Origin of the sequence: Pseudoxanthomonas sp., assembly GCF_051953815.1 — a bacterium.
Taxonomy (GTDB): Bacteria; Pseudomonadota; Gammaproteobacteria; order Xanthomonadales; family Xanthomonadaceae; genus Pseudoxanthomonas_A.
The window spans coordinates 1-26,155 of the sequence record NZ_JBQCIJ010000013.1; the positions used below are offsets into that span (position 1 = coordinate 1).

Consider the following 26,155-nt stretch of genomic DNA (forward strand, 5'->3'; position numbering starts at 1 on the left):
TCGGCCTGCATGAATCGACGGTCTCGCGCGCCATCGCGCGCAAGTACGTCAGGACGCCGCGCGGCACCCTGCCCATGCGCGCCTTCTTCGCGTCCGGCATCGACACCGACGGGGGCGGCGAAGCCTCCAGCACCGCCATCCAGGCGATGATCCGGCGCCTGGTCGAGAACGAGAACCCGCGCAAGCCGCTGTCCGATGCGAAGCTGGCCGACCTGCTGAAGGCGTCCGGCATCCCGGTGGCGCGGCGCACCGTGGCCAAGTACCGCGAGGCGCTGAACATCCTTTCTTCGCACGAACGCGTACGCATCGCCTGAGCCTCGCGCCGTTTCGCGAGACCAAGCGTGACCGCGTTCCGCGCGCGCAGAACGTTTTCCTAACACCTCGACGCGACCGCCAAAAAAGCGCATGCGTACGGGTTGATAGTTGCCGCGGACGGGTCCATCTTTGTCCTGCAGGCAGCCGCCTGCCATCGCCACCGGCAATAAGGAGCACTGCGGAACCCAGACCCCTGCCGCGTTGTCATTACTGACACGCTTTCCGCGCCCCGTGCGCGGTTCTACCGACCGAAGGAGGCACACATGCGTATCGAGACTTACGGCCACGAAATCGAAGTCACTCCCGCCCTGCGTGAATACGTCGAGACCAAACTGAAGCGGCTGGAGCGCCACTTCGAACAACCCTTCGAAGTCCGTACGCAACTGGGTACCCGCAAGCCCGACTACCTGGCCGAAGCCACGGTCAACATCGCCGGCCGCACCCTGCATGCCGATGCCGGCGCGCAGACCATGTATGCCGCCATCGACATCCTCGCCGACAAGCTGGACCGCCTGCTGGTCAAGCACAAGGAAAAGCGCACCGACGTGCAGCGCGCAGGCGCGCGCAGCGAACTGATCGGCTGACCACCGCGCCGGGCGATGCCCCGGCAGGCCGCTCCGCACTGCGGGGCGGCCCCCACGTCCTGTCCCGACGCCGCGCGCGATCAGGCTCCGCGCGGTCGCGCGGTCGCGAACGGGCCATTACACTGGCATACGCCGCCTTCCGGGCCGGCATCTCCCTTTCCGCCGGCTGCTTCCGCATGATGAATACCAGCATCACCGCCCGCGAACTGTTCGACCAGCAGAAGGACAAGCTGGCCCTGCGCTGGCTGGCGGGACAGAAGGGCGACAAGCGCGTGCTGGAATCCGGCGACACCGTGTCGCGGCGCCCATCGCTGGCCGGTTACCTCAATGCCGTCTACCCCAACAAGGTGCAGATCCTCGGCACCGAGGAACTGACCTGGCTCGACTCGCTGGATTCCCGCCAGCGCTGGGAAACCATCGAGAAGATCGTGCAGGCCAGGCCGCTGGCGCTGGTGATCAGCAAGAACCAGTCGTGCCCCGAGGACCTGCGCGAGGCCGCCAACGAGAACGACACACCGCTGTGGGTGTCGCCCAAGCGCGGCCATGAACTGCTCAACCACCTCTCCTACCACCTCGCGCGCACGCTGGCGCCGCGGGTCACGTTGCACGGCGTCTTCATGGAGATCTACTCCATCGGCGTGCTGATCACCGGCGAGGCCGGATCCGGCAAGAGCGAACTGGCGCTGGAACTGCTGAGCCGCGGCCATCGGCTGGTCGCCGACGATGCGCCCGAGTTCACCCAGATCGCGCCGGACGTGCTGGATGGCACCTGCCCCGAACTGCTGCAGGACCTGCTGGAGGTGCGCGGCCTGGGCGTGCTGAACGTGCGCGAGATGTTCGGCGATACCGCGGTGAAGAAGAACAAGTACCTGCGCCTGATCGTTCACCTGACCCGGCCGATGACCGAACCCAATCCGCACGGCTACGAACGCCTGACCGGCGACTCCGGCACCCGTCATGTGCTGGATCTCGACGTGCCCCTGATCACCCTGCCGGTGATGCCCGGACGCAACCTGGCGGTGCTGACCGAGGCGGCCACCCGCCTGCACATCCTGCGCACCAAGGGCATCGATCCGGCGGCGATGTTCATCGCCCGCCACAGCAACCTGCTGGAGCGGAGCACGCCATGAGTTCGCTGGAAGACGACATCCCTCCGGCGGTGCGCGCGGCGCCCCCGACGGTGGTCATCGTCAGCGGCCTGTCCGGTTCGGGCAAGTCGGTGGCGCTGAAGACCTTCGAGGATCTCGACTACTACTGCGTCGACAACCTGCCGGTCGAGCTGTTGCCGCCGTTCGTGCGCAGCCTGATGAAGGGCGACACCCTGCCGCAGAAAATCGCGGTCGGCATCGATGCCCGCAGTGGCCACGCCGAACTGGGCAAGCTGGCGCAGTGGCGTGCGGCACTGGCCCAGCTGGGCCTGGAAGGCACGCTGATTTTCTTCGACGCCGCCGACGAGATCCTGCTGCGGCGCTACTCCGACACCCGCCGCCGGCATCCGCTCAGCCACAACCAGACCGGTGTGTCGTTGCAGGAAGCCATCCGCCGCGAACGCGAGGTCACCACGCCGCTGCGCGAGGCCGCCGACGTCGTCATCGACACCAGCCAGCTCAACGTGCACCAGCTGCGCCGCCGGATCATCGCCGAGTTCGCGCTCAACCGCGGCGCGGCGCTGTCGCTGCTGTTCGAGTCCTTCGCCTACAAGCGCGGGGTGCCGGCGGACGCCGACTTCGTATTCGACGCCCGGGTGCTGCCCAACCCGCACTGGAACCCGGAGCTGCGCCCGTACTCGGGACGGGATCCCAAGGTGCGCGAATACCTGCGGTCGCAGGCGGAAGTCGCCGAGTACGTCGGCCAGGTCAGCCAGTTCCTCGACACCTGGCTGCCGCGCCTGCGTGGCGAAACCCGCAGCTACGTCACCATCGCGTTCGGCTGCACCGGCGGCAAGCACCGCTCGGTGTACCTGGCCGAAACCCTGGCCCAGCACGCCCGCAACCAGGGCTGGGAAGAAGTCGCCACCTTCCACCGCGAACTCGACTGAGCACGGCCCTCCGGCACGGGTGGCGCGGGTCCGCGCCGCGCCTTGACCCGGCCTTCACGCGCAACGCCGCGTCCCGTGAAAACCGCTTCCGGCATGTCATCCCGGTCTGTTAACGTTCTGGAATGGCTTGTGGCATTCTCCTCATCACCCATCCCGGCATCGGCGCGTCCCTCCTGGCCGTCGCGGCGACCCTGTTGCGTCAACTGCCATTGAAGGCGGAAGCCTTCGAGGTCCCGTTCGACGCCGACCTGGACGCGCTGTTGCCGCAGGCTTCGGCCGCGCTGCGACGGGTCGACGGGGGCGAAGGCGTGCTGGTGCTGACCGATCTGTACGGCGCCAGTCCCAGCAACCTGGCCGGAAAGCTGGCGCGCCTGGGCACGCCCATCCGGCGGGTATCCGCGCTGAGCCTGCCGATGCTGTTGCGGGTGATGAATTATTCGGAACAGGGACTGGACGAACTGCCGGCGACCGCGGCCGCCGGCGCACGCAACGGAGTCATCCACGACGATGCTTGAACGCGAACTCACCGTCTCCAACCGCCTGGGCCTGCATGCCCGCGCGACCGCCAAGCTGGTCCAGGCCCTGGCCGGCTTCCGCTGCAACGTGACGCTGGCCGCCAAGGGGCGCGAGGTCAACGCCAAGAGCATCATGGGCGTGATGCTGCTGGCCGCCGGCCAGGGCACGCCGGTGATCGTGCGGGTGGACGGCGTGGACGAAGCCGCCGCGATGGACGCGGTTGCCTCCCTGTTCGAACGACGGTTCGACGAGGACGCCTGATGCGAACGCTGCTGTCGGGCCATGGCGCATCGCGCGGGAGCGCATTGGGGCGCGCCCGGGTCCGGCTGCCGCACGCGCTTGAAGTCGCCGAACAGCGCATCCCCGCTCACGCGGTGGAGGCGGAACTGCGTCGCCTGCACGTGGCGGTGGAGGCGACCCGCGAGGAAATGCATCGCCTGCGCGATCGCCTGCACGGCGCGCTCGCCAAGGAGGTCGGCGAGTTCCTGGATCTGCACGCCCTGCTGCTGGACGATCCGGAGCTGCTGTACGGCCTGGACGAACTGATCCGCACCGGCCGCTACAGCGCCGACTACGCCCTGCGCCTGCAGCGCGACCGCCTGGCGGCGGTGTTCGACGACATGGACGATGCCTATCTCAAGAGCCGGATGGACGATCTGGATCACGTCATCGGCCGCATCCATGCCCATCTGCAGCAGCGCGCGGCCGATGCCGAAGGCGTGGCCGGCGACATCCTGGTCTGCGACAACATCGCGCCTTCCGAACTGGCCCAGCTGCAATCGCAGGGCGTGGTCGCCATCGTCACCTCGGCCGGCAGCACGCTCTCGCACAGCGCCATCCTCGCGCGCAGCCTGCACATGCCGCTGGTGGTCGGCGCGGCCCAGGCGCTGCAACGGGTCAATGACGGCGATGTCCTGATCGTCGACGGCACCACCGGCCGGGTGGTGGTGGAACCGAATGCGAGCGACCTGCGCGGCTACCGCGAGCGCCTGCGCGAGGTGGCGCGCGAGGAACGCGAGCTGGGACGCCTGCGTTCCAAACCCAGCCGCACCCGCGACGGCGTGGACATCGCGCTGTACGCCAACGCCGAGTCGCTGGACGACGTGGCGCACGCGCATGCGCTCGGGGCCGCGGGCGTCGGCCTGTACCGCACCGAGTTCCTGTTCCTGCAGCGCAACGAGCTGCCGGACGAAGACGAGCAGTTCCGCGCCTACCGCGACGTGGTGCTGGGCATGAGCGGTCGTCCGGTGACCATCCGCACCCTGGACCTGGGCGCGGACAAGGCCGATCGCACCGGCCTGGCGCTGGACGATGAAGACAATCCGGCGCTCGGCCTGCGCGGGGTGCGCCTGTCGCTGGCCCGCGACGGCGTGTTCGACACCCAGCTGCGCGCCATCCTGCGGGCCTCGGCCTACGGACCGGTGCGGATCCTGATTCCGATGATCAGCAGCCGCGAGGAGATCCTGGCCATCCGGCGCCTGATCAAGCGTGTCTCCGCGCAGTTGCACAAGCGCGGGCTGGAAATCGCCGGCCAGGTGCAGCTGGGGGCGATGATCGAAGTGCCGGCGGCGGCGATCGCCATCCACGGCTTCGTCGACGTGGTCGACTTCGTCTCCATCGGCACCAACGATCTGGTGCAGTACCTGCTGGCCGCCGACCGCAACAACGAGGCGCTGGGGGAACTGTATTCCCCGCTGCACCCGGGCGTGATCCGGCTGCTGCGGCACGTGATCAGCATCGGCCAGGCCCATGACGTACCGGTGGCCGTATGCGGCGAAATGGCCGGCGATCCTCGGCTGGCGCCGCTGCTGCTGGCCCTGGGGCTGCGGGAATTCAGCCTGCACCCGAACACGCTGCTGGAGCTGCGCCGGGTGATCCGTGGCACCGATCTGGCCGCCCTGCAGGCCGCCGGTGAAAAGCTGCTCAAGGCCCGGGATCGCGCCGGCATCGAGCGCTGGCTGAAATCCACCGCGATCTGATTCGCCTCCAGCGCGCAGAAAGTGCCGGTGCGGGGTGTCCATAATCTCAGCGGCAGGCGATAATGGCGCCATGAACATCTGATGCCACGGTCGCATCCGTCCTGCGGATCGGCCCCGTTTCGGAGCACTGCATGGCCGAAGCCGTCCGCCACGACAAGACCGCGCGTCAACTGCGCCTGCTTTCCGACGCTCTCGACAGCGGCCGGCTGGGCCCTGTGCGCCGGCTGGTCAACACCCTCGCTCCCGCTGAAATCGGCAACCTGCTGGAATCGCTGCCGCCCGGCAAGCGCGAGGTGGTCTGGGGCCTGGTGGATGCCGAGGACGACGGCGAGGTGCTGGTGCACGTCGGCGACGAAGTCCGCGAAAGCCTGCTGGCGGACATGGACCCGGACGAAATCATCGCCGCGGTCGAAGACCTGGACATCGACGACCTGGCCGATCTGGTCGAGGATCTGCCGGACACCGTCATCGACGAAGTCCTCAAGTCGATGGACCGGGAAAACCGCGAGCGCCTGGAGCAGGTGTTGTCCTACCCCGAGGACACCGCCGGCCGCCTGATGAATCCGGACGTGGTGACGGTGCGCGCCGACGTCAACGTGGACGTGGTGCTGCGCTACCTGCGCCTGCGCGGCGAGCTGCCGGACCACACCGACCACCTGTTCGTGGTCAGCCGCCGCCACCAGTACCTGGGCCGGGTGTCGCTGGCCTCGCTGGTCACCCACGAGGACAGCACGCCGGTCAACCGGCTGATCGACGACGAACAGCCGGCCATCGACGTCGGCGAGAGCGCGCAGGAAGTGGCGCGCCAGTTCTCCGACCACGACTGGATTTCCGCGCCGGTGGTGGACGACAACAACATCCTGCTCGGCCGCATCACCATCGACGACGTGGTCGACATCATCCGCGAACAGGCCGAGCACCAGGCCATGAGCGCGGCCGGCCTGGACGAGGACGAGGATCTGTTCTCGCCGGTCCGGCGCGCGTTCCGGCGCCGCCTGATCTGGCTGGGCATCAACCTGTGCACGGCCTTCCTCGCCGCCAGCGTGGTCGGCCAGTTCGAAGGCAGCATAGCCAAGCTGGTGGCGCTGGCCGCGCTGATGCCGATCGTCGCCGGCATGGGCGGCAACGCCGGCACCCAGGTGCTGGCGCTGATGGTGCGCGGCCTGGCGCTGGGCCAGATCGGCGCCTCCAACGTGATGACGCTGCTGAAGAAGGAACTGTCGGTCGCGCTGATCAATGGCCTGTGCCTGGGCGTCGGGCTGGGCATCATCGTGTTCCTGTGGTTCCACCAGTTGGGCCTTTCGCTGGTGATCGGCAGCGCGCTGACCATCAACCTGCTGACCGCCGCGACCGCCGGCGTGCTGGTGCCGCTGACGCTCAAGCGACTGGGTTTCGACCCGGCGCTGGCCGGCGGCGTGATCCTCACCACCGTCACCGACGTGATGGGTTTCCTCAGCTTCCTGGGCCTGGCGACCCTGATCCTGCTGCAGTGAAGGCCGTGTGTCGCGGGAGTCGCCGGACACGCCGCGCCGCGGGCCGGCGCGTGCCCGCCCCCGCCGCCCCTCGCCTCGATCGCGGCATCGCCGCCGGGCTGGCCGCGCGTCCGTTCCGGGTCCATCATGGGTTCCGGCTGTTCCATGCCCCGTCCGTGTCGCCCCCTGTCTCCACGCCACCCTGGGAACCCCCGCATGATGACCAACGCCCTGCCTGGCTCCGCGCATGATCGCCCGCGTCGATTCCTCTCCCCTCGCCTGGTCCTGCTGATGCTCGTCCTGTTTTCCACCGCCATGCTGCTGGGTGGCTGCGCCACGCGCCCGGTCACCGCGCACGGCGCGTTCGTCGAACGCGAGGTCCAGGTCGCCGGCAGGGCCCATCGCTACCAGGTGTTCGTGCCCGCCGGGCACGGCCGCGGGAAGACGCCGGTGATCCTGTTCCTGCACGGTTCCGGCGAGCGCGGCGAGGACAACCAGTTGCAGATGAAGGTCGGCCTGCCGCCCCATCTGCGCAAGCATCTCGACGATTTCCCGGCGCTGGTGGTGATTCCGCAGGCGCCCGACAACACCGAGTGGACCCAGGACGCCGGCGCCATCGCGCTGGCCGCGCTGGACGCCTCGATGAAGGAATTCGACGGCGATCCCGACCGGGTCTACCTCACCGGCCTGTCGATGGGTGGCTACGGCACCTGGGAACTGGCGCTTCAGCAGCCGCAGCGCTTCGCCGCGCTCGTGCCGATCTGCGGCGGGCTGACGGTGGACTGGACCGATCGTCGTCCGAGCATGGTCGCGCACAGCGTGGTCTCGGCGCCGGATCCCTTCGCCGAGGCCGCGCGCCGGCTCAAGCATGTGCCGGTCTGGATCTTCCACGGCGGCAAGGACGATGTGGTGCCGCCGGCGCAGTCGCGGCGGATGGACGCCGCGCTGAAGCAGGCCGGCGGCGACGTGCGCTACACCGAATTCCCCGACGCCAACCACAACTCCTGGGATCCGGCCTACGCCACGCCCGGACTGTGGACCTGGCTGTTCCAGCAACACCGCTGACCTCCCATGGCCGAACTGCTCAACGACTACTTCACTCCCGGCTGGCGCGAACGCCGGCACGAGTGCGCCTGTGGCTGGCACGGCGATTCCCGCGCCATGCAGATGGACCTGCAGGACGAGGTGACCGACTACGCCTGCCCGGAGTGCGGCAACCTGCTGCTGATCGTCCGCCATCCGGACCTGGCGCAGGTCCGCGCGGCGGCGGCGGCCGGACATCCCGAAGCCCTCCAGCAGCTGGCATTGCTGGAGGAGGCCGAACGTCACCTGGGTCCGCGCTGACACCGTCCGTCACCCGGCCCTCAATTGCCGCCCGGCGCCGCCGATAACCCGGCGCCCCTTCACGAAAGATCCGCGGCGAGCAGACTCCATGGCCGAACGTTCCGATGTCCCTCCCGGCCTGACCGGCGGCTTCCGCCGCCTGTGGGCGCGCGGCCACAAGCGCACGCCATCGGGTGGCCGGGAACTGACCACGCACGACAACACCCGGCCGCTCATCAGCTCGGCCCAGTTGCAGAGCCTGTTCCTGCACGCCGACACGCCGCCGGCGCTGGTGTCCGCGTTCGCCGACGGCGTGGCGGGCCTGGGCGGCGAACTGCGCGGCATGGGCCAGCGTCTGCAGGCCGCGTGCGCGGACGGCGACTGGGTCGGCTATGGCCGCGCCATGCGCCAGCTGATCGACAAATACATCCGCACCATTCCCGACGAACCGGTGCCGGGCAGCGATGCCCCCAGCGAAGCCGAGCAACTGCGCGGACTGCTCCACCACACCCTGGTGATGGCGGTGGAAACCCTGCTGCGGGAAGACGCGCGCCTGCACCAGCAGACCCAGCGCGTCGCCGACGACCTGAAGGCCTGGCAGCCCGGCCAGCCGCTGGCCGCGCTCGATGGCCAGCTCAAGGGTCTGTGCCATGCGATCGGCCAGGGCAGCCACGAGGCCAGCGACGCGCAGGAACTGCTGCGCAGCCTGTTCGATCTGCTGCTGGAGAACGTCGGCGAACTGCTGGAGGACGGCAGCTGGCTGCAGGATCAGATCGCGGCCGCGCGCGGCCTGCTGACCGGCCCGCTGGACCGCGAGCGGCTGGAGGAGACCCGGACCGGCCTGCGCGAGGTCATCTACAAGCAGGGCCTGCTCAAGCAGGGACTCAACGAGTCCAAGGCCGCGATGAAGGACATGATGGTCACCTTCGTCGAACGCCTCGACGGCATGGCCAGCAGCACCGGCGAATTCCACGACCGCATCAGCTTCCACGCGCAGGCCGTCCGCGACAGCCGCAGCATCGCCGAACTGGGCAAGCGGATGGAGGATATCCTGCAGGACACCGCGCAGCTGCAACGGCAAGCCCTGCGCGCGCGCGACGATCTGGTCGCGGTGCGCGCGGAGGCCGAAGCCGCCGAGCAGCGCGTGGCCAGCCTGGAGCAGGAACTGCAATCGGTTTCCAACCTGGTGCGGGTGGATCAGTTGACCGAGGCGCTGAACCGGCGCGGCTTCGAGGAACTGTTCCGGCGCGAGTCCAGCCGCGCGCTGCGCAGCGGCCAGCCCCTGTGCCTGGCCCTGCTGGACCTGGACGATTTCCGCCTGATCAACGCCAACCACGGCCATCTCGGCGGCGACGCGGCGTTGCGCCACGTGGTCGCGGTCACGCGCGGTGCGCTGCGCGGCAGCGACGCGATCGGCCGCTTCGGCGGCGAGGAATTCGTGCTGCTGCTGCCGGACACCTCGTTCCGCGAAGCGGTGTCGATCGTCGAGCGCGCCCAGCAGCGCCTGGCGCAGCGTCCGTTCCTGCATGAGAACGAACGCCTGGCGGTGACCTTCAGCGCGGGCGTGGCGATGTGGCGCGACGGCGAGCCGCAGGATGCGCTGGTCGAACGCGCCGACCGCGCGATGTACCAGGCCAAGGCCGCCGGCAAGAACCGGGTGATGGCGGCGCGCGACTGAACCGCGCCGCCAGGCGGGTTCAGCCCAGCAGGGTCTCCAGCACCGCCATCCGGATGGCCACGCCGTTGCTGACCTGGCGCAGCACCAGCGACTGCGGACCGTCCGCGACCTCGTCGGTGATCTCCACGCCACGGTTGATCGGGCCCGGATGCAGCACCACCGCATCCTTCGCCGCGCGGCCCAGGCGGGCCTGGGTCAAGCCGTAGTCGCGGTGGTAATCCTCGAGCGAGGCGATCAGGCCTTCCTCCATCCGCTCGCGCTGCAGGCGCAGCATCATCACCGCGTCCACGCCGTCGAGCATGGCGTCGAAATCGTCGCCGACGGTGCAGCCGGCCAGGGTGCCGTCATCGGGCAGCAGCGACTGCGGACCGCATACCCGGATCTCGCCGGTGCCCAGCGTGCGCAGCGCGTGCAGATCCGAACGCGCCACGCGCGAATGCTTGACGTCGCCGACAATCAGCACCTTCAGCCGCGAGAAATCCGCGCCCTTGGCCTGGCGCAGGGTCAGCGCATCCAGCAGGCCCTGGGTGGGGTGCGCGCTGCGGCCGTCGCCGGCATTGACCAGGGTCGTGCCCTCGCCCGCCGCTTCGGCCAGCGCGTCCACCGCGCCGTCGTCGGCGTGCCGCACCACGAAGCCGCGCACGCCCATCGCTTCCAGGTTGCGCAGGGTGTCGCGCGCGGTCTCGCCCTTGCGGGTCGAGGAGGTGGAGGCGTCGAAGTTCAACACGTCCGCGCCCAGGCGCTGGGCGGCAATCTGGAACGAACTGCGCGTGCGGGTCGACGGTTCGAAGAACAGCGTGCACACCGTGGTGCCGTCGAGCAGGTTGCGGCGCTGGGTGCGACCGAGCGCGGTGTCGCGGATCTGGCCGGCGCGGTCCAGCAGGCGGCAGAGGGTTTCGCGGGGAAGACCATCCAAGGTCAGCAGGTGCCGCAGGCGTCCATCCGAATCGATTTGCTGGGTCATGGCTCAGTTCTGGAATGCAAGGGGCGGAACCGGGAAACCGGCGGTGTCGCCGCGCCCGGTGGGAAGTTGAAACAGGGGAAACCGGATATCGCGCCGGCGGCGCGGATCGAAAACGGAAAAAGCGTGGGGAGAACGCGGGCAGCACCCGGTCCGGGGCGAAGGGTCGCCACCTCGATCAAAGGGTCACCTGCGTGGCGTCCTGCGGCGCGGCCAGCCAGCGCTCGATGATCACCGCCGCCGCCACCGCGTCCAGCGCGGCGGCATCGCGCTTGCGCTTGCGGCCTTCGGCGCGATCCAGCGCGAACCGCTGCGACGCCTCGATGGAACTGGCGCGTTCGTCCACCAGCACCACCGGCAGTTTGTAGCGCGCGTGCAGTTCCCGCGCGAACGCCTGGGCGCGCTTGCGATTGGGTTGATCGCCGCCGTCCAGGGTCATCGGATCGCCAACCACCAGGCCATCCGGGCGCCATTCCGCATGCAGCCGATCGATGGCGGGCCAATCCGGTCCGTGCGCATGCACGTCCACCACCGCCAGCGCGCGCGCGCCGCTGCCGAAGGCGCTGCCCACGGCCACGCCGATGCGTCGCGCACCGACGTCGAATCCCAACACCGTGCCATCCAACTTCATGGCCGACTCCAGGAACGCCGACCGGACCACGCCGGCGGGCGGGTTTGCCTTCCGGGGACGGCGCGACGGTTCCGGCGACAGGGTTTCATGCGTGTCCGCTGTAGTCTGTGAGCCTGGTCATGTCTACACCAATCAGGCCTCCCGCCGCCTGCCAGCGTCGTTCCAGCGGCAATTCGAACAGCAGGCCGGCATCGGCCGGCGCGGTCAGCCAGGCGTTTTCGCCCAGCTCGAATTCCAGTTGACCCGCGCCCCATCCCGCGCAGCCCAGGGTGACGATGGCGCGTTCCGGGCCTTTGCCGGCGGCCATCGCTTCCAGGATGTCGCGCGACGTGGTCAGGTACAGCCCTTCGGCCACGGTGAGGGTGGAGTCCCAGGCCCGCGCGTCGTCGTGCAGCACGAACCCGCGTTCCGGATGCACCGGCCCGCCGTTCAGGACGATCTGCTCGCGCAATCCCTCGTCCGGGGTATCCAGCTGCATCTGCTGCAGCACCTCGCCCAGGGTGTACTCGGACGGGCGGTTGACCATCACTCCCATCGCGCCCTCGCCGTCGTGCTGGCAGATCAGGGTCACGCTGCGGGCGAAATTGGGATCATCCAAGGCCGGCGAGGCGATCAGCAGCTGGTTGGCGAGGAAGGTTTCGGCGGACATGGCGCCATTTTAGCCCGACCGCGCTACCCTGACCGCATGAGCGGATATTGCGACGTCGCCCCCGGCCACCCCGTCCACGGCCCCTACCACGACCAGGAGTACGGTTTCCCCCAACGGGAGGAAGCGGTCCTGTTCGAGCGCCTGCTGCTGGAAATCAACCAGGCCGGGCTCAGCTGGGAAACCATCCTGCGCAAGCGCGAGGGGTTCCGGCAGGCCTACCACGGCTTCGACGTGGACACCGTGGCCGCCTACGGGGACGCCGACCGGGAGCGCCTGCTGGCCGACCCCGGCATCATCCGCAACCGCCTGAAGGTGGACGCGGCCATCCACAACGCCCGGGTCATCCAGCAACTGCGCGGTTCCCATGGCGGTTTCGCCGCCTGGCTGGACGCGCACCACCCGCTCGGCAAGCCCGAGTGGATCAAACTGTTCAAGCGGACCTTCCGCTTCACCGGCGGCGAGATCACCGGTGAGTTCCTGATGAGCCTGGGTTACCTGCGCGGCGCGCACCGCGAAAGCTGCCCCGCGCACGCGCGCATCGCCGCGTTGTCGCCGCCCTGGCAGTCGGCGCGCTGATCCGCACGCGCCATCCGGTTGAAAACTGGTAAGCGCCGCTTACCACCTGGCGCTCAATCTTCCACGACGCCGTCCGATATCGGAAGGGTCAGGCCCGCATGGTCTGATTTCATGGTTGCGGGCATACTCCGGCCATCATCGCTACTCGGAGGAAAAGGCATGAAAGGAGTCGTGTTCACCGAGTTCATGGAGATGATGGACAGCCGGTTCGGGCCGGAGCTGACCGAGCGCGTGCTCGAGGCCGCGCACCTGCCCAGCGGCGGCATCTACACCGCCGTGGGTACCTATGACCACACCGAACTGCTGGCCCTGGTCGTGCAGCTCAGCCGCGAAACCGGCCTGCCGGCGGCGGAACTGGTGCGCGAGTTCGGCCAGTACCTGTTCGGGCGGTTCGTGAAGAGTTATCCGCGTTTCTTCGAGAACGTGCGGTCCTCCTTCGAGTTCCTGGAACAGGTGGACGACCACGTCCACGTCGAAGTGCTGAAGCTGTATCCCGGCGCCGAGCTGCCCAGCTTCAGCAGCAAGCGCGAGGACGATCGCCGCATGGTGTTCGACTATCGCTCCCGTCGTCCGCTGGGGGATCTGGCTGAGGGCCTCATCACCGGCTGCGCGGATCACTATGGCGAACGCCTGCGGATCGAACGCCTGCCGCTGGCCGCCGAAGAGGGCGGCACCGCAATCCGATTCCTGCTGACCCGGGTGGACTGAGCCGGTTCCATCCATGGACGAACTGCAACTGCTCAGACGGAGACTGGAACGCGAAAAGCAGGCCCGCCGCGCGGCGGAACTGTTCATCGAGGAAAAGAGCCTGGAGCTGTACGTCGAGCAGCAGAAGCGCGAGCAGGCATTCCATGCGCTGCGGGCGCAGACCGTCGCCACCAACACCCTCAACCGGCAGCTGCAGGAGGAAATCAGCCGCCGCATCCAGGCCGAAACGCTGGAGAGTTTCCTGGAACGCATCGTGCAGGGTCATCCGCTGCACAGCATCCTGGTCGAACTCACCCGCATGGTCGAAGCGCAGACGCCCGGAGGCCGCTGCTTCATCGCGGTGCACGCCGACGGCGAGCTTTTCCATGCCGACCGGCCCCTGCTGGAAGGACGCAATCCGGTCATCCAGGCACCGCTGGCCTGGTTGCCCGACAGCGCGCACGAGCAGCGCCAGATCCAGCTGGTGAACGACATCCGCCGGCATCCGGTCTGGCGCCGGCATTGCGACAGCGGGCTGCTGGAAGGCGTGCGCAACGCGTGGTCGGTACCGTTGACCACCACCCACGGCGAACACATCGGCGAATTCGCCCTGCATCCCCCGAGCGGGCGCCCGCCCACCGAATCGGAACTGGAGTGGATGATGATGATCAGCGGGCTCGCCGCGCTCGCCATCGGCCACCGCCAGCTCGCCGACAGCCTCAACCACCAGGCCCATCACGACGCCCTGACCGATCTGCCCAACCGCTTCCTGTTCCGGGATCGCCTCAACCAGGCCATCGCACATGCGCGCCGCGAGGAGCATCGGGTCGGCGTGCTGTTCCTGGATCTGGATGGTTTCAAGCACATCAACGACACCTTGGGCCACCAGCAGGGCGACAACGTGCTGATGGCCGCCACCCGGCGCATCCGCCGCCTGCTGCGCGAGACCGACACCCTCGCGCGGATGGGCGGCGACGAGTTCACCCTGATCCTGCCGGGCATGAAGAGCGTCGCCGACGCCACCCGGATGGCCGAACGCTGCCTGGAAACGCTGCGCCGGCCCATCCCGATCGACGGACACGAGTTGTACGTGACCGGCAGCATCGGCATCGCGCTGTTCCCGGACGATGCCCGCGACGCCGAGCAACTGCAACGCAACGCGGACGCCGCGATGTATCGGGCCAAGGCGCGCGGCAAGAACTGTTTCGAATTCTTCACCCCCGAACTGACCGCCGGCAGCCGCGAACTGCTGGACCTGCGCGCGGATCTCCACCACGCCCTGCAGGAAGGCCAACTGGCCCTGCACTACCAGCCGCAGTACCGCGCCGACGGCGTGCTGATCGGCTTCGAAGCGCTGATGCGCTGGAACCATCCGCGCCTGGGCGCCATCCCGCCGAGCCGCTTCATCCCCATCGCCGAGGAATCCGGGCTGATCCTGGCGATCGGACAATGGGCGCTGGAGCACGCCTGCCGGCAGATGGCGCGCTGGCAGCGCGCCGGTGTCGCCAACCTGCTGATGGCGGTCAATCTGTCCGCGGTGCAGCTCCAGCAGGAAGACTGGACCCGCACCGTCGCCCGCGTGCTGGACGCCACCGGCCTGCCGGCGTCGTCGCTGGAACTGGAATTGACCGAAAGCCTGGTGATGCAGGACATCCAGTCCACCGCCCGCCACCTGCGCGAACTGCGCGCGCTGGGCGTGCGCGTGGCCATCGACGACTTCGGCACCGGCTATTCGTCGCTCAACTACCTGCGCCAGCTGCTGGTGGACACGCTGAAGATCGATCGATCCTTCATCAGCGAAATCGACGCCGCCGCGGACGTCGGCCTGCACTATCCGATCATCCGCAGCATCATCGAACTCGGCCACAGCCTGGGACTCTCGCTGGTCGCCGAAGGCGTGGAAACCGAATTCCAGGCCACCACGCTGCGCGATCTGGGGTGCGACGGCCTGCAAGGCCACCTGTTCGCTCCCCCCATGCCCGCCAGCGACTGCGAAGCCCTGCTCCGCCAGCTCCGCGCCCTGCCGTAGGAGTGGCGTGCGCCATCTACGGCACAGCGCCATACCGCATGACACACCGATCATATGACCTAACCCTTCCCCCGCCCGCGGGGGAAGGTGCCGAAGGCGGATGGGGGCAAATCCGCCGATCTGACATCCTCTTCTCATCAAGCGTCAGTCGCCTTCCGCCGCGAACACAAACAGGACGCCACCGGCACACCCGCATTCCCGACCACCCACCCTACACAGCAGGAAGCACCGCCACACAATCGGCATCCAGCTTCAGATCCGCCAGCGCATCCGCGCGGGTCTGTCCGCGATTGAGCAAGGCGATCGGTTTGCCTGCCTCATGCGCGATGCGGGCAAAGCGGAAACCCGAATAGACCATCAGCGAAGAACCGACCACCAGCAGCGCCTGCGCGACATCCAGCGCCGCCAGCGCCCTTTCATAGCGATCCCGCGGCACGTTCTCGCCGAAGAACACCACGTCCGGCTTCAGCATCCCGCCACAGGCTTCGCACGACGGCACCCGGAACCGGCTGAAATCCAGCCCCTCCAGATCCGCGTCGCCGTCCGGTGCGGTCGCCGCCTCCAGTCCGTGCCAATCCGGATTGGCCTCGTGCAGACGATCCTGCAACGCCGCGCGCGACGACACCGCGCGGCAGCCCAGGCACACCACCTGATCGATGCGCCCATGCAGATCGATCACGTCGCGACTTCCCGCGCGCTCGTGCAGACCATCCACGTTCTGGGTCAACAACTGCGACAGCCGCCCGCCCTGCCATGCCGCCAGGGTCCGGTGCGCCGCGTTGGGCTGCGAACGCGCCATCCGCGGCCAGCCCACGAAGCTGCGCGCCCAGTAACGCGCGTTGGTCAACGGCTCGCCGGTGAACGCCTGGTATGTCACCGGTGGCGTACGTTTCCACTGCCCATCGGCATCGCGATAGTCCGGAATCCCGGACGCCGTGCTGCACCCCGCGCCGGTCAGCACGAACACGCGCTCGAACGGAACCAGCCAGTCGCGCAGGCGCTCGGCGGCTTCGACATGCGGTGCGGCAAGGGCAATCGACATGCCGTCATCATACGGCGGAAAACCGCCGGGCCCGGCCCCCGCTTTCCGGCGCGGCCTCGCCGCGCGTCACCGGATGTCAGACCTCGAGCACCGCCGCGCCCACCCGCTTCCGGCTCTCCATGTCCCGATGCGCGTCCACGATCTCGTCCAATGCATAGACGTAGCGGGGTTTCACGTCCACGACGCCACGCGCGATGACATCGAACAGATCCGCGGCGCCACGTTCCAGCGCCTCCCGGCCTTCGGTATAGGTAGGCCGGATGGGCCAGGTCACATGCAGCGATTTCGGCGCCAGCAGGAAAGGATCCAGCGGCGGCGGGTCACCCGAGGCCTTACCGAAAGCCACCAGCGTGCCGCGCGGCCGCAGCGCATCGAGCGAAGCCCGGAAGGTATCGCGCCCCACCGCGTCGAACACCGCCGCGACACCCTCGCCATCCGTCAAGGCACGCGCCTCGGCGGCGAAGTCGCCTCGGGTGCGGTCGATGACCTCGGCGCAGCCGGCCCGACGCGCGGCGTCGGCCTTCGCGCCGTCCGACACCGTGCCGATGACCCGTATGTCCAGCGCCGTCGCCCACTGCGCGAACAACAGTCCCAGGCCGCCCGCCGCCGCATGGAACAGCACCGTGTCGCCGGCCTGCAGCGGCATGACCTCCTTCAGCAGCATGCGCGCGGTGACACCGCGCAGGAACGAGGCCGCGGCCTGCTGATCACTGATCCCGTCGGGGATCCGGACCACGCGATCCGCTGGATAGGTACGCGCCGTGGCATAGGCTCCCAGGGGGCCGTCCGCGTAGACCACGCGGTCGCCTAGGGCGAGCCCATCCACCTCGGCACCCAGCGCCTCCACCACCCCGGCACCCTCATTGCCCAGCACGGCGGGGAACGCGGGAACCGGAAACGTTCCGCGACGGAAATACACCTCGACGAAGTTCAAGCCGATGGCCGTGTGCCGTATCAACACCTCACCGGGACCGGGCGCCGGCTTGTCGATGGATTCGATACGCAGTGTTTCAGGTGGACCGTAGGCGTGGATGCGCGCGGCGCGTTCGGTGGCGTGGGGCATGTGATAGGTTTCCGCGAAGTGGCTCGAACGCGAAAACTACCGGCGGACACCGCCGGTTCTCTCCCCGCAATATGTCGCCCGACCGGCACAATGCCGGCCAAGGAATCCCGCGTGGACATGGCAACCGCCGAACTGGATCAGGTGGACCGGCAGCTCGTCGAACTCCTGCGCCGCGACAGCCGCCAACCGGTACTGGCGCTGGCCCGCGCGGTCGGGCTGTCACGCAGCGCGGTGCAGGACCGGCTGGCCCGCCTCAAGCGCAACCGCGTCATCAAGCGCTTCACCATCGACACCACCGACCCGGTGGATCTCCCCGGCGCGCGCGCCTACTTCTTCGTCCGCATCGAAGGCCGCCCGTGCAACCGCCTGCTCCCCAGCCTCACCGGCCTGCCGGAAGTGGAAGCCTGCGATCACGTCTCCGGCCCGATGGATGCCGTACTCACCGTCCGCGCCGCCGACCTCGCCGCATTCAGCGCGCTGCGCGAGCGGATCGTGGCGATGCCGGGGATTGTCAGTGTGACGGTGGCGCCGGTGTTGAGGCAGCATCTCCAAAGCGGCACGGGCATGCCAGGAGCTTTATCGGTGTTTCAGGCCGAAGTTGCCGGCACCAGGAACGAAATCAGGTAAAGCAGGATCCCCAGCAACAGGATGGCCCAGCAGATACCGCCGACGACGATCCCGAGCCAGTTCCAGGCATTGAATCCATCCTCGTCCCGATAGACCGCGGCGTCGACGAACTGGTTGTAACGGCGCGCCTTCGCATTCATGGGCAACAGCGGCAACACCGACAACGGAAACAACAGCCACAAGGGCGCGGGCAACAGTATCGTCAGTTCCAGCAGGACATAGGCGATCGCCAGCAGGCCCGCCGGCGCCTTGCGCTCCTGCGTGTTGCCGGCGGAGATTCGATTGATCGCCCGGAAACAGGCGTAGGCATAGAAGATGCCGAATATCGAACGCCAGGCGGGGTTCATCCGGCTGCGGTCATGCCGCTTGACCGCACGCCAGTTGCGATAGAACCACCAGACGACATACCAGCCTAGGGTGAACACCATCATCACCACCAGCTTCGAGGCCGGTGGCGCCAGAAAGAAGGGCTTGGCCCGGACGGCCAGCCGTTCCTCGATCACCCCATCAGGCGCGCGATAGGGGCTGCTGTCGTGGCCGGCATCCATTCCGTCAGTGGGCCCGCCTCAACGCACTTCCGCCACTTCCACCCCATCCAGTCCCTGCGCCAGGGTGCGGGCGTCGCCGCCCTGGGAGAGTTTGATGCGCAGGCGGACTTCGTTCTGGGAGTCGGCGTAGCGCAGGGCGTCCTCGTAGGAGATTTCGCCGGCCTGGTACAGCTCGAACAGGCTCTGGTCGAAGGTCTTCATGCCGAGGTTGGTGGATTCCTTCATCACTTCCTTCAGCTTGTGGATCTCGCCGTCGCGGATGTAGTCCTGGACCAGCGGGGTGCCGAGCAGGATTTCCATCGCCACCCGGCGGCCCTTGCCGTCGGGGGTCGGGATAAGCTGCTGCGCGACCACGCCCTTGATGTTGAGCGAGAGGTCCATCAGCAACTGGGTGCGGCGGTCTTCCGGGAAGAAGTTGATGATGCGGTCCATCGCCTGGTTGGCGTTGTTGGCGTGCAGGGTGCACAGCACCAGGTGGCCGGTTTCGGCGAAGGCGATGGCGTGGTCCATGCCTTCGCGGGTGCGGACTTCGCCGATCATGATCACGTCCGGCGCCTGGCGCAGGGTGTTCTTCAGCGCGGCATCCCAGCTGTCGGTGTCGATGCCGACTTCGCGCTGGGTGATGATGCAGCCTTCGTGCTTGTGCACGAATTCGATCGGATCCTCGATGGTGATGATGTGGCCGGTCGAGTTCTGGTTGCGATAGCCGATCATCGCCGCCAGCGAGGTGGATTTACCCGTGCCGGTGGCGCCGACGAAGATGATGATGCCGCGCTTGGTCATCGCCAGCGTCTTGATCACCGGCGGCAGGTTCAGTTCCTCCACCGTCGGGATGCGGGTCTCGATGCGGCGCAGGACCATGCCGACCTGGTTGCGCTGGTAGAAACAGCTCACGCGGAAGCGGCCGACGCCGGCCACGCCGATGGCGAAGTTGCACTCGTGGGTCTTTTCGAACTCCTCGCGCTGGGCCGGCGTCATCACGTTCAGCACCAGGTCGCGCGACTGCTGCGGCGTCAATGGCGTCTGGGTGATGGGCGAAATCTTGCCGTGGACCTTGATCGACGGCGGCATGCCGGCGGTGATGAACAGGTCCGACGCCTTCTGGTGCGCCATCAGCTTGAGGAAGGAGGTGAAGTCGATGCTGCTCATGGGGTGGCTCCCTGTGGGAGCCGGGACGAGGAATTGGAGATGGGGGATTCGCATCCCGTCTCGGCTCTTGATCCCGGCTATTGCGAATCTCTAATCCCGAATCTCGTATCCCGGCATTTATTCGAACAACCGCTTTTCCTTCGCGTATTCCTTGGCCTGCTGGCGGGTGACCAGGCTGCGCTTGACCAGATCCTGCAGGTGCTGGTCGAGGGTCATCATGCCGTACTGCTGTCCGGTCTGGATGGAGGAATACATCTGCGCCACCTTGTCCTCGCGGATCAGGTTGCGGATGGCGGGGGTGCCGACCATGATTTCCCAGGCCGCGGTACGACCGCCGCCGACCTTCTTCAGCAGCGCCTGGCTGATGACCGCGCGCAGCGACTCGGACAGCATCGAGCGGACCATCGGTTTCTCGCCGGCCGGGAATACGTCGATGATGCGGTCCACGGTCTTGGCCGCCGAGCTGGTGTGCAGGGTGGCGAACACGAGGTGGCCGGTCTCGGCGGCGGTCAGCGCCAGCCGGATGGTTTCCAGGTCGCGCAACTCGCCCACCAGGATGTAATCGGGGTCTTCACGCAGCGCCGAACGCAGCGCCTCGTTGAAGCCGTGCGTATCGCGGTGCACTTCGCGCTGATTGATCAGGCATTTCTGCGAGGTGTGCACGAACTCGATGGGGTCCTCGACGCTGAGGATGTGCCCGTACTCGTTCTTGTTGATGTGGTCGATCATCGCCGCGAGGGTGGTCGACTTGCCAGAGCCGGTCGGACCGGTCACCAGGATCAGGCCCTGCGGCTGCGCGATCAGGTCGCGGAACAGCGGCGGACAGCCCAGGTCTTCCAGGGTCAGCACTTCGGAGGGAATGGTGCGGAACACCGCGCCGGCGCCGCGGTTCTGGTTGAAGGCGTTGACGCGGAAGCGGGCCAGGCTGGGAATCTCGAACGAGAAGTCCACTTCCAGGAATTCTTCGAAATCGCGGCGCTGCTTGTCCGACATGATGTCGTAGACCAGCGAATGGACCTGTTTGTGGTCCAGGGCCGGGATGTTGATGCGGCGGACGTCGCCGTCGACGCGGATCATCGGCGGCAGGCCTGCCGACAGGTGCAGGTCCGATGCCTTGTTCTTGACCGAAAACGCCAACAGTTCGGCGATATCCATACGTTTGCCTTCCCCCGAAATAGTGCTGCAAAACTGGAACGATGCTGCCCCGAAGGGCAGTATAGCGCTCCCCAATGACCTTCCAACCGCCCCCGGATGACGTTCGCCGACACCCTTCGCGATATCCGTCAACGTATTGAAAACGCTGCGGAAGTCGCGCTCCGGCCAGCCCCCCGTCTGCTGGCCGTGTCCAAGACCCAGCCCGCCTCGGCGGTGGCCGCGCTGGCGGCCGCCGGCCAGCGGTCGTTTGGCGAGAATTATGTGCAGGAAGCGGCCACCAAGGTCCGTGAACTGGTCGAGCTTTCACTGGATTGGCATCTGATCGGCCACCTGCAATCCAACAAGGCCGACCTGGCCGCGGTGCTGTTCGACTGGGTGGAGACCGTCGACCGCGCCAAGCTGGTCACCGCGCTGGCGCGCCATCGGCCGGCGGACCGGCCCCCGCTGAACGTGCTCATCCAGGTCAACATCGACGACGAGGCCAGCAAGCACGGCTGTGCGCCGGAGGATGTCCCCGCCCTCGCCGCCGCCGTGGCCGCCGAACCGTGCCTGCGCCTGCGCGGCCTGATGTGCATCCCGACGCCGCATGCGGATCCCGAACTGCGCCGCCCGGCCTTCGCGCGCATGAAGGCGTTGTGCGACGCGCTGGCCGCCACGCATCCGGAGGTGGATACGTTGTCGATGGGCATGAGCGACGACTACCCCGTCGCCATCGCCGAAGGCGCGACCCAGATCCGTATCGGTACCGCGTTGTTCGGGCGTCGGCCGGGCTGATCCGCGATCGCTTCGACGCTGCTCCCGCGCGTGCGGCGAGGCTCGATGGCGGCCGCGTCTGGAGCACGTGATTCGCATGCATCCCGCTTGCCCCCATCCGCCCCCGTATCAAGTACGGGGCAGGCTCTTCGGGCAACTTCCTCCGCAAGCGGGGAAAGGGTTGGCGTCCCGATTGCGGCAACGAAGTACGAAGTCGGGCCCCTCGCCCGCTCGCGAAGGAGGCCGGGGGTGGGCCGTGTCCGGCGCACGCCACCCAACCAAGCCGGCCTTGCGCGAAAGGATCCACTCGCCAACGCAAACCCCGCGCCATGCCGACGCCCCGGATGGGAGCGCCATCCCGGCGGCGAATCGTCGCGGTGATTTCCCCCTTCACGGCGACGATTCACGACCGGCGGCAGCTGCCACCATCCATCTGATCGTGATTGGGCGCATGGCCCGGCGGCCGACGAACGTGGCCGTCATCACCTGTCCTCGCCATCGAGCGCAATGGGCACCGCGCGCTCTTCGATTGTGCCCGGACAGTCCTCTCGCCATCGGGGCCGGGCATTCCGTCGGTCGGCGGTCCCCACCGCCTCCCATCGTCCTGGCCGGCGCAAGGGTTGCGCCTCGTGTTCGGCGCGCCCCGACGCGAGGCGCGTATGTTCGTGGTTCGAACGCCGGCCGTCTTTAGGAACTCTCCGAAAAACCGGGATTCCGCCTTTTCCGCGTGAGGGGACATGCGCCACCCGGCCACGCTGAATCCCACGTGCCGCCGGCCCGCCATTTAGGACGATTCCGATGCCGGTACGGAAGACGCGGATGGAGAATCGCCTCACTTTCGAAGGGCGCGTCCGGAACGCACGCACACCGGGGAACCGGGAGCGACGAGCGCCCCCCTCCCGACGGCTCCGGAAGTCCCGCGGGACGGGGCCGCGTCCCATCCACTCCCCGCTTCAACGAGGTCCATGTGAAAGCACATCGCCCGCCATCCTCACGCGCGTGGCTCCTGCCAGTCCTGCTGGGCATCGCCGGACTGCCGACCGCCGCCGAGGCGGGCTGTAATCCCTGGGACAACAATGGAGTCGACCTGGCCCAGACCATCACCGCGCCTGCCGGTACGGTCACGCTGGCCCATGTCCCCATTGGCCAGGTGATGGCCAAGGTGCAGATCCGCCTCGCGGGCGGCTCGGCCAATTTCCATTGCACCACCGATTCCGTCTACAGCATGGCGGTTGCGAGCATGTCCCTGCCGCCGTCCGCTCAATCCAATGTCTACGAGACGTCCGTGGAGGGCGTGGGCGTGCGCATCGGGTACCACGGCGCCTACCTGGGCGGCTGGCCCACCATCCGCTATCCCCCGTTTGAAAGCAGCGAATACGTCTATGGCAGCGTGGTCAGCGTCCCCAACTATGCCGATGTCGAGTTCATCCGCACCGGCATGGCGGTGGGCAAAGGCCGCGTCGCCTTCAACTATCGCGCCGACCTGCGCGTTCCCACCGCCGTGGAGACGGTGGTCCCGATCAGCGGCACCAACCTGCAATTCAATCTCACCCAGAACAGCTACTACGGCGCCTGTGTCTCGAACCTGCCCGCCCAGGAAGTCCGCATGGGCGAGGTGATGACATCACGTATCCAGTCTGGCGATGCGGTAGCCAAGGGGTTCTCGTTCACCGTCGATTGCGACGGCATGAACGTGGCTTCCGCCCCGACGGTGAAGGTCTATTTCGAAGGCGATGCCGCCAAGGACGGATGGCTGAATCTGCAAGACGCGGGAAAACCCGGCATTGCGGCGGGCGTGGGCATCGAGCTGCTCAGCGACAAACACGTCGCCCTGCCGTTCGCCCGCGAGCGCGCCATTCCGATGGACTGGAAAAGCAAGCTGCCCAATGGCCATCGCTACGGCTTCTCCGGCACCGCGCGCTACGTGCCCAGCGGTGACATGGTCACGCCCGGCCAGGCCGATGCGCATCTGGTGTATGTGCTGGAATACAACTGAGTCCCAACGTCGGGGGTTTGCGGGACTTCCGTACGTCTCCCCTTTGCAACGCATGCGGGAACGCCCATGCATTTCCCCCTTGCGGCGCACGCGGAAACACCGTGCATCCTCCCCCCTTTGCAAAAGGGGGACCGAGGGGGATTGGCTCTTTCCGACACCCCGCGCAAATCCCCCGTCACCCGCTGCGCGGATGCCGCCCCCCCTTTTTCCAAAGAGGGCTCTGCGCTCTGAAGAGGTCATCCGGAACGCGCTCACGCAGGGGCTCAGAAGTAATACACCTCGAACAACGCCGCCGCATTGAATGCCCCGAGGGTCGGGGTGGAGGTACGCCAGTACAGCCTGGCCAGGAAATCCTGGGTGCTCACGCGCTGCTCGGTCAGTTCCACCAAGCGGAAACGCTTGTTGAATTCCAGCGGCGTGGCGCTGCCCTCCTTGAACAGGCGGATGCCGACCGACGGGTTGTCGCTGGGCACCAGGGTGACCCTGTCGGGATCCAGCGTGCCGCTGACCACGGCCAGCTGCGCGTTCAAACCATAGCGGCTGTCGCAATCCTTGGTCGCGGTGACGGTGAACGGCCTCTCCCTGACTTGCGCGCCCTGCACCGCCCCATGCGGCGCGACGGAGCCGAAATCGACGCTCATATTCCCCAGCCGCGATTCGCAGGCCACGTAACGCAGCTGGTCCAGATTAGTGATGTTGATCCTGAAATTGCGGCCGGGTGTGCCGTTCAGGCCGCCGCTGCCATCCAACTGGAACACGGGCATGGACGCAATGGTCGTCATGTTGCCGTCCTTGCCTGCGCTGGGCGCGCTCTTCTTCAGCAGGAATACGCTGAACCTCAGCGTTGCGGTCTGCGCCTTGGACGGGCAGCCGCTGATGCCTGCCCACGACGATTCGTTGTTCTGGCAGGTTTTGTTATCGGAAAAATTGAACAGCGCCGTGGACAGCGGCACGCGGTAATACCCTGCACCCTGCTGCATGGTTCCGGAGTGGTAATCCTGTATGCCGCTGCCGTTGTCCAGACGGACCCCCATTTCCAGATCCTTGCCCAGCGCGCTTTGGTTGGGGTCCCCGGGGCTCAGGTAGAACCAGACCCGTTCGGCAGTCGCTACCAGGTTCTGCCAACAGGTCACCTGCATGACGTACTCGGGCGAGCGCCACAGGACCGTCCCCTTGGGCAATGAGGTCGCCACTGCAATCGGCTCACTGATCGGCTCGTTATGGACACCTTGCCCCGACCAACCAACAATGTATTGCTGGCCGTTGTACTCCTGATGGATTGGGGTGGCGTCCTTCAGGCAGGACAGCGCAAACGCCTGGGGCGCCGAGGCCATCAGCAGGGCCAGCGCCATCAGCCGGGTGATCGGATGCATCTTCATTACTCCTTCGTGGGGCGTAGTTCGGGGCCGCCGTGGCTGCGCACGCCGGGAGACAAGAAGGCCGCATGGGGCCGGCGGTGGCCGCCGTCGCTGACCCATCGGTAGTACACCCGTGCGGGACGGCAGTCCGAGGCAGCCAAGGGTTGGGACGAGAACGGCGGCAGCATCAGGTGTTCGACGGCGGGACCGCAGTCGCCGCCGGCCGCATCGACAAGCGCGACCTCGCTGAGGGTCAGGTAATAGGGCGAGGGATTGTGGGCGGTGACGCGTCCGCCTTCGGCCTCCGTGGACATCTCCCAGACCAGACTGGCGATGGCCTCATCGGGTGTGGACGCCAGCGCGGGGCGGTAGAACAGCTTGAAATGGTGGCGATAGGCCAACTGCAGGTTGTTTTCCTGTCGCGCGGCGGGCGGCACGTCCAGCACGCTGAGCACGAAGTAGCTTTCGCGATCCTGTGGCAGGCCTGCGCCCTGGTAGAACAGTTCCGTGCTGGCGCGGCCGCCCGGCGCGATCCGCAGCAGCGGCTTCGACACGGCGATCGGCAGTACCCGATCGACGTCCGCGTCCCCCTCGCCCCAGGCCAGCGATACCTGCACCAGCGCGGGCGCATCGCCCTCGTTGACGATCGCCACCGGCGCGCGCACGCCGGACAGGAAGAAGCGGTTGCGTCCCTCGAAGGACAGCTCGGCCCGCGCGTCGCGCACGGGCAGCATCAGGCACAGCAGGCCGACGCACAGCCATCCCATGCGCGTGGCGCGTGCGCGGCGGTTCTTTTGTCGATGCTGGACTGGATGCATGGAGGTTTCGGTATCGGGCGGACGGAGGCTCCACCGTCGCGGCATGTCGAACGCGCGGGTGGCGGACTTCCTGCTGCATGCCCGCGCTTCGCTTTATCGCGATCCGCATCGAGCCTTGCTGAAAACGGGGAACAGAGGTGGCCCGCCGGCACGCCGCACGTCGTTCCACGACAGGTGAATGCGAATGCCCGCGCACCTTATGGGTCGC

The 26,155-nt window shown here is 67.5% G+C and carries 26 protein-coding genes and 1 pseudogene; 17 read left to right on the top strand and 10 right to left on the bottom strand.

Annotated elements, in window-relative coordinates; translation table 11 throughout:
- The 11 genes and pseudogenes from ACTHN1_RS02840 to ACTHN1_RS02890 all read left to right on the top strand — a co-directional run.
- Window positions 1-314, top strand: a pseudogene (locus ACTHN1_RS02840) (RNA polymerase factor sigma-54); the annotation flags it as partial.
- Window positions 315-578: 264 nt separating this feature from the next.
- Window positions 579-899, top strand: coding sequence for a ribosome hibernation-promoting factor, HPF/YfiA family (gene hpf, locus ACTHN1_RS02845; RefSeq protein ID WP_162110459.1), 321 nt, complete (start codon window positions 579-581; stop codon window positions 897-899).
- Between the two features lie 179 nt (window positions 900-1,078).
- The gene (gene hprK, locus ACTHN1_RS02850) at window positions 1,079-2,029 is read left to right on the top strand and encodes an HPr(Ser) kinase/phosphatase (protein WP_162110471.1); all 951 of its coding nucleotides are present in this window, start codon (window positions 1,079-1,081) and stop codon (window positions 2,027-2,029) included.
- 29 nt (window positions 2,030-2,058) lie between these two features.
- The gene (rapZ, locus tag ACTHN1_RS02855) at window positions 2,059-2,937 is read left to right on the top strand and encodes an RNase adapter RapZ (protein ID WP_440469567.1); all 879 of its coding nucleotides are present in this window, start codon (window positions 2,059-2,061) and stop codon (window positions 2,935-2,937) included.
- 122 nt (window positions 2,938-3,059) lie between these two features.
- A complete protein-coding gene (locus tag ACTHN1_RS02860) occupies window positions 3,060-3,452 on the top strand; it encodes a PTS sugar transporter subunit IIA (RefSeq protein WP_440469458.1) in 393 nt (130 codons plus the stop codon).
- The gene (locus ACTHN1_RS02865; RefSeq protein WP_440469459.1) at window positions 3,445-3,714 is read left to right on the top strand and encodes an HPr family phosphocarrier protein; all 270 of its coding nucleotides are present in this window, start codon (window positions 3,445-3,447) and stop codon (window positions 3,712-3,714) included. The genes ACTHN1_RS02860 and ACTHN1_RS02865 overlap by 8 nt, the downstream gene beginning before the upstream one ends.
- Window positions 3,714-5,432 (top strand): phosphoenolpyruvate--protein phosphotransferase, encoded by a 1,719-nt coding sequence (gene ptsP, locus ACTHN1_RS02870; protein ID WP_440469460.1) that lies wholly within the window; start codon window positions 3,714-3,716, stop codon window positions 5,430-5,432. The genes ACTHN1_RS02865 and ptsP overlap by 1 nt, the downstream gene beginning before the upstream one ends.
- A gap of 131 nt (window positions 5,433-5,563) precedes the next feature.
- Window positions 5,564-6,925 (top strand): magnesium transporter, encoded by a 1,362-nt coding sequence (gene mgtE, locus ACTHN1_RS02875; RefSeq protein ID WP_440469461.1) that lies wholly within the window; start codon window positions 5,564-5,566, stop codon window positions 6,923-6,925.
- Window positions 6,926-7,183: 258 nt separating this feature from the next.
- Entirely contained in the window at window positions 7,184-7,969 is a 786-nt protein-coding gene (locus ACTHN1_RS02880) for a prolyl oligopeptidase family serine peptidase (RefSeq protein ID WP_440469568.1), read from the top strand.
- A gap of 6 nt (window positions 7,970-7,975) precedes the next feature.
- Entirely contained in the window at window positions 7,976-8,248 is a 273-nt protein-coding gene (locus ACTHN1_RS02885) for a hypothetical protein (RefSeq protein ID WP_440469462.1), read from the top strand.
- An 88-nt stretch (window positions 8,249-8,336) separates the two neighbouring features.
- On the top strand, window positions 8,337-9,905 hold the full coding sequence (locus tag ACTHN1_RS02890; protein WP_440469463.1) for a GGDEF domain-containing protein: 1,569 nt from the start codon (window positions 8,337-8,339) through the stop codon (window positions 9,903-9,905).
- 19 nt (window positions 9,906-9,924) lie between these two features.
- Here the strand turns inward: ACTHN1_RS02890 and ACTHN1_RS02895 are convergent, their stop codons facing one another.
- The 3 genes from ACTHN1_RS02895 to ACTHN1_RS02905 all read right to left on the bottom strand — a co-directional run bounded on the left by ACTHN1_RS02895 (window position 9,925) and on the right by ACTHN1_RS02905 (window position 12,146).
- Complete coding sequence (locus ACTHN1_RS02895) at window positions 9,925-10,869, bottom strand: aspartate carbamoyltransferase catalytic subunit (RefSeq protein ID WP_440469464.1); 945 nt, start codon at window positions 10,867-10,869, stop codon at window positions 9,925-9,927.
- Window positions 10,870-11,044: 175 nt separating this feature from the next.
- The gene (gene ruvX / locus ACTHN1_RS02900; protein ID WP_440469465.1) at window positions 11,045-11,497 is read right to left on the bottom strand and encodes a Holliday junction resolvase RuvX; all 453 of its coding nucleotides are present in this window, start codon (window positions 11,495-11,497) and stop codon (window positions 11,045-11,047) included.
- A gap of 85 nt (window positions 11,498-11,582) precedes the next feature.
- Window positions 11,583-12,146: a YqgE/AlgH family protein gene (locus ACTHN1_RS02905; RefSeq protein ID WP_440469466.1), complete on the bottom strand. Its 564-nt coding sequence runs from the start codon at window positions 12,144-12,146 to the stop codon at window positions 11,583-11,585.
- Window positions 12,147-12,182: 36 nt separating this feature from the next.
- Between ACTHN1_RS02905 and ACTHN1_RS02910 the strand changes: the two genes are divergently transcribed.
- From ACTHN1_RS02910 to ACTHN1_RS02920, 3 genes are all read left to right on the top strand, one after another.
- Window positions 12,183-12,722, top strand: coding sequence for a DNA-3-methyladenine glycosylase I (locus tag ACTHN1_RS02910; RefSeq protein WP_440469467.1), 540 nt, complete (start codon window positions 12,183-12,185; stop codon window positions 12,720-12,722).
- Window positions 12,723-12,881: 159 nt separating this feature from the next.
- Window positions 12,882-13,430, top strand: coding sequence for a heme NO-binding domain-containing protein (locus ACTHN1_RS02915; RefSeq protein WP_440469468.1), 549 nt, complete (start codon window positions 12,882-12,884; stop codon window positions 13,428-13,430).
- A gap of 13 nt (window positions 13,431-13,443) precedes the next feature.
- A complete protein-coding gene (locus tag ACTHN1_RS02920; protein ID WP_440469469.1) occupies window positions 13,444-15,438 on the top strand; it encodes a putative bifunctional diguanylate cyclase/phosphodiesterase in 1,995 nt (664 codons plus the stop codon).
- A gap of 211 nt (window positions 15,439-15,649) precedes the next feature.
- On the opposite strand, the gene ACTHN1_RS02925 is transcribed toward ACTHN1_RS02920, so the two are convergent.
- Both ACTHN1_RS02925 and ACTHN1_RS02930 read right to left on the bottom strand, forming a co-directional pair.
- A complete protein-coding gene (locus ACTHN1_RS02925) occupies window positions 15,650-16,480 on the bottom strand; it encodes an NAD-dependent protein deacetylase (protein ID WP_440469470.1) in 831 nt (276 codons plus the stop codon).
- Window positions 16,481-16,556: 76 nt separating this feature from the next.
- A complete protein-coding gene (locus ACTHN1_RS02930; RefSeq protein ID WP_440469471.1) occupies window positions 16,557-17,543 on the bottom strand; it encodes a quinone oxidoreductase family protein in 987 nt (328 codons plus the stop codon).
- A 117-nt stretch (window positions 17,544-17,660) separates the two neighbouring features.
- Here ACTHN1_RS02930 and ACTHN1_RS02935 point away from each other — a divergent pair, with 117 nt between their 5' ends.
- The gene (locus ACTHN1_RS02935; RefSeq protein WP_440469472.1) at window positions 17,661-18,170 is read left to right on the top strand and encodes an Lrp/AsnC family transcriptional regulator; all 510 of its coding nucleotides are present in this window, start codon (window positions 17,661-17,663) and stop codon (window positions 18,168-18,170) included.
- On the opposite strand, the gene ACTHN1_RS02940 is transcribed toward ACTHN1_RS02935, so the two are convergent.
- The 3 genes from ACTHN1_RS02940 to ACTHN1_RS02950 form a co-directional block, all read right to left on the bottom strand.
- A complete protein-coding gene (locus tag ACTHN1_RS02940; protein ID WP_440469473.1) occupies window positions 18,131-18,718 on the bottom strand; it encodes a hypothetical protein in 588 nt (195 codons plus the stop codon). The genes ACTHN1_RS02935 and ACTHN1_RS02940 overlap by 40 nt on opposite strands.
- A gap of 18 nt (window positions 18,719-18,736) precedes the next feature.
- Window positions 18,737-19,867, bottom strand: a complete 1,131-nt coding sequence (locus tag ACTHN1_RS02945) for a PilT/PilU family type 4a pilus ATPase (RefSeq protein WP_440469474.1) — start codon at window positions 19,865-19,867, stop codon at window positions 18,737-18,739.
- A 117-nt stretch (window positions 19,868-19,984) separates the two neighbouring features.
- Window positions 19,985-21,022, bottom strand: coding sequence for a type IV pilus twitching motility protein PilT (locus ACTHN1_RS02950; RefSeq protein WP_440469475.1), 1,038 nt, complete (start codon window positions 21,020-21,022; stop codon window positions 19,985-19,987).
- A gap of 96 nt (window positions 21,023-21,118) precedes the next feature.
- Between ACTHN1_RS02950 and ACTHN1_RS02955 the strand changes: the two genes are divergently transcribed.
- Together ACTHN1_RS02955 and ACTHN1_RS02960 are read left to right on the top strand one after the other, a co-directional pair.
- Window positions 21,119-21,796, top strand: coding sequence for a YggS family pyridoxal phosphate-dependent enzyme (locus tag ACTHN1_RS02955; protein WP_440469476.1), 678 nt, complete (start codon window positions 21,119-21,121; stop codon window positions 21,794-21,796).
- Window positions 21,797-22,742: 946 nt separating this feature from the next.
- Complete coding sequence (locus ACTHN1_RS02960) at window positions 22,743-23,771, top strand: fimbrial protein (RefSeq protein ID WP_440469477.1); 1,029 nt, start codon at window positions 22,743-22,745, stop codon at window positions 23,769-23,771.
- Window positions 23,772-24,034: 263 nt separating this feature from the next.
- Here the strand turns inward: ACTHN1_RS02960 and ACTHN1_RS02965 are convergent, their stop codons facing one another.
- Together ACTHN1_RS02965 and ACTHN1_RS02970 are read right to left on the bottom strand one after the other, a co-directional pair.
- Complete coding sequence (locus ACTHN1_RS02965) at window positions 24,035-25,144, bottom strand: fimbrial protein (RefSeq protein ID WP_440469478.1); 1,110 nt, start codon at window positions 25,142-25,144, stop codon at window positions 24,035-24,037.
- 5 nt (window positions 25,145-25,149) lie between these two features.
- Window positions 25,150-25,947, bottom strand: coding sequence for a fimbrial biogenesis chaperone (locus tag ACTHN1_RS02970; protein ID WP_440469479.1), 798 nt, complete (start codon window positions 25,945-25,947; stop codon window positions 25,150-25,152).
- Between the last annotated feature and the right edge of the window lie 208 nt (window positions 25,948-26,155).

What these genes read in the sequence shown, in the direction of transcription:
- hprK (WP_162110471.1), top strand. Translation starts at nt 1,079, where the DNA reads ATGAATACCAGCATCACCGCCCGCGAACTGTTCGACCAGCAGAAGGAC.
- ACTHN1_RS02935 (WP_440469472.1), top strand. Translation starts at nt 17,661, where the DNA reads ATGGCAACCGCCGAACTGGATCAGGTGGACCGGCAGCTCGTCGAACTC.
- ACTHN1_RS02885 (WP_440469462.1), top strand. Translation starts at nt 7,976, where the DNA reads ATGGCCGAACTGCTCAACGACTACTTCACTCCCGGCTGGCGCGAACGC.
- ACTHN1_RS02905 (WP_440469466.1), bottom strand. Translation starts at nt 12,146, where the DNA reads ATGTCCGCCGAAACCTTCCTCGCCAACCAGCTGCTGATCGCCTCGCCG.
- hpf (WP_162110459.1), top strand. Translation starts at nt 579, where the DNA reads ATGCGTATCGAGACTTACGGCCACGAAATCGAAGTCACTCCCGCCCTG.
- ACTHN1_RS02865 (WP_440469459.1), top strand. Translation starts at nt 3,445, where the DNA reads ATGCTTGAACGCGAACTCACCGTCTCCAACCGCCTGGGCCTGCATGCC.
- ACTHN1_RS02925 (WP_440469470.1), bottom strand. Translation starts at nt 16,480, where the DNA reads ATGTCGATTGCCCTTGCCGCACCGCATGTCGAAGCCGCCGAGCGCCTG.
- ACTHN1_RS02860 (WP_440469458.1), top strand. Translation starts at nt 3,060, where the DNA reads ATGGCTTGTGGCATTCTCCTCATCACCCATCCCGGCATCGGCGCGTCC.
- ACTHN1_RS02940 (WP_440469473.1), bottom strand. Translation starts at nt 18,718, where the DNA reads ATGGATGCCGGCCACGACAGCAGCCCCTATCGCGCGCCTGATGGGGTG.
- ACTHN1_RS02910 (WP_440469467.1), top strand. Translation starts at nt 12,183, where the DNA reads ATGAGCGGATATTGCGACGTCGCCCCCGGCCACCCCGTCCACGGCCCC.
- ACTHN1_RS02895 (WP_440469464.1), bottom strand. Translation starts at nt 10,869, where the DNA reads ATGACCCAGCAAATCGATTCGGATGGACGCCTGCGGCACCTGCTGACC.
- ACTHN1_RS02970 (WP_440469479.1), bottom strand. Translation starts at nt 25,947, where the DNA reads ATGCATCCAGTCCAGCATCGACAAAAGAACCGCCGCGCACGCGCCACG.
- ACTHN1_RS02920 (WP_440469469.1), top strand. Translation starts at nt 13,444, where the DNA reads ATGGACGAACTGCAACTGCTCAGACGGAGACTGGAACGCGAAAAGCAG.
- ACTHN1_RS02890 (WP_440469463.1), top strand. Translation starts at nt 8,337, where the DNA reads ATGGCCGAACGTTCCGATGTCCCTCCCGGCCTGACCGGCGGCTTCCGC.
- ACTHN1_RS02930 (WP_440469471.1), bottom strand. Translation starts at nt 17,543, where the DNA reads ATGCCCCACGCCACCGAACGCGCCGCGCGCATCCACGCCTACGGTCCA.
- ACTHN1_RS02955 (WP_440469476.1), top strand. Translation starts at nt 21,119, where the DNA reads ATGACGTTCGCCGACACCCTTCGCGATATCCGTCAACGTATTGAAAAC.
- mgtE (WP_440469461.1), top strand. Translation starts at nt 5,564, where the DNA reads ATGGCCGAAGCCGTCCGCCACGACAAGACCGCGCGTCAACTGCGCCTG.
- ACTHN1_RS02945 (WP_440469474.1), bottom strand. Translation starts at nt 19,867, where the DNA reads ATGAGCAGCATCGACTTCACCTCCTTCCTCAAGCTGATGGCGCACCAG.
- ACTHN1_RS02965 (WP_440469478.1), bottom strand. Translation starts at nt 25,144, where the DNA reads ATGCATCCGATCACCCGGCTGATGGCGCTGGCCCTGCTGATGGCCTCG.
- ptsP (WP_440469460.1), top strand. Translation starts at nt 3,714, where the DNA reads ATGCGAACGCTGCTGTCGGGCCATGGCGCATCGCGCGGGAGCGCATTG.
- ACTHN1_RS02950 (WP_440469475.1), bottom strand. Translation starts at nt 21,022, where the DNA reads ATGGATATCGCCGAACTGTTGGCGTTTTCGGTCAAGAACAAGGCATCG.
- ACTHN1_RS02915 (WP_440469468.1), top strand. Translation starts at nt 12,882, where the DNA reads ATGAAAGGAGTCGTGTTCACCGAGTTCATGGAGATGATGGACAGCCGG.
- ruvX (WP_440469465.1), bottom strand. Translation starts at nt 11,497, where the DNA reads ATGAAGTTGGATGGCACGGTGTTGGGATTCGACGTCGGTGCGCGACGC.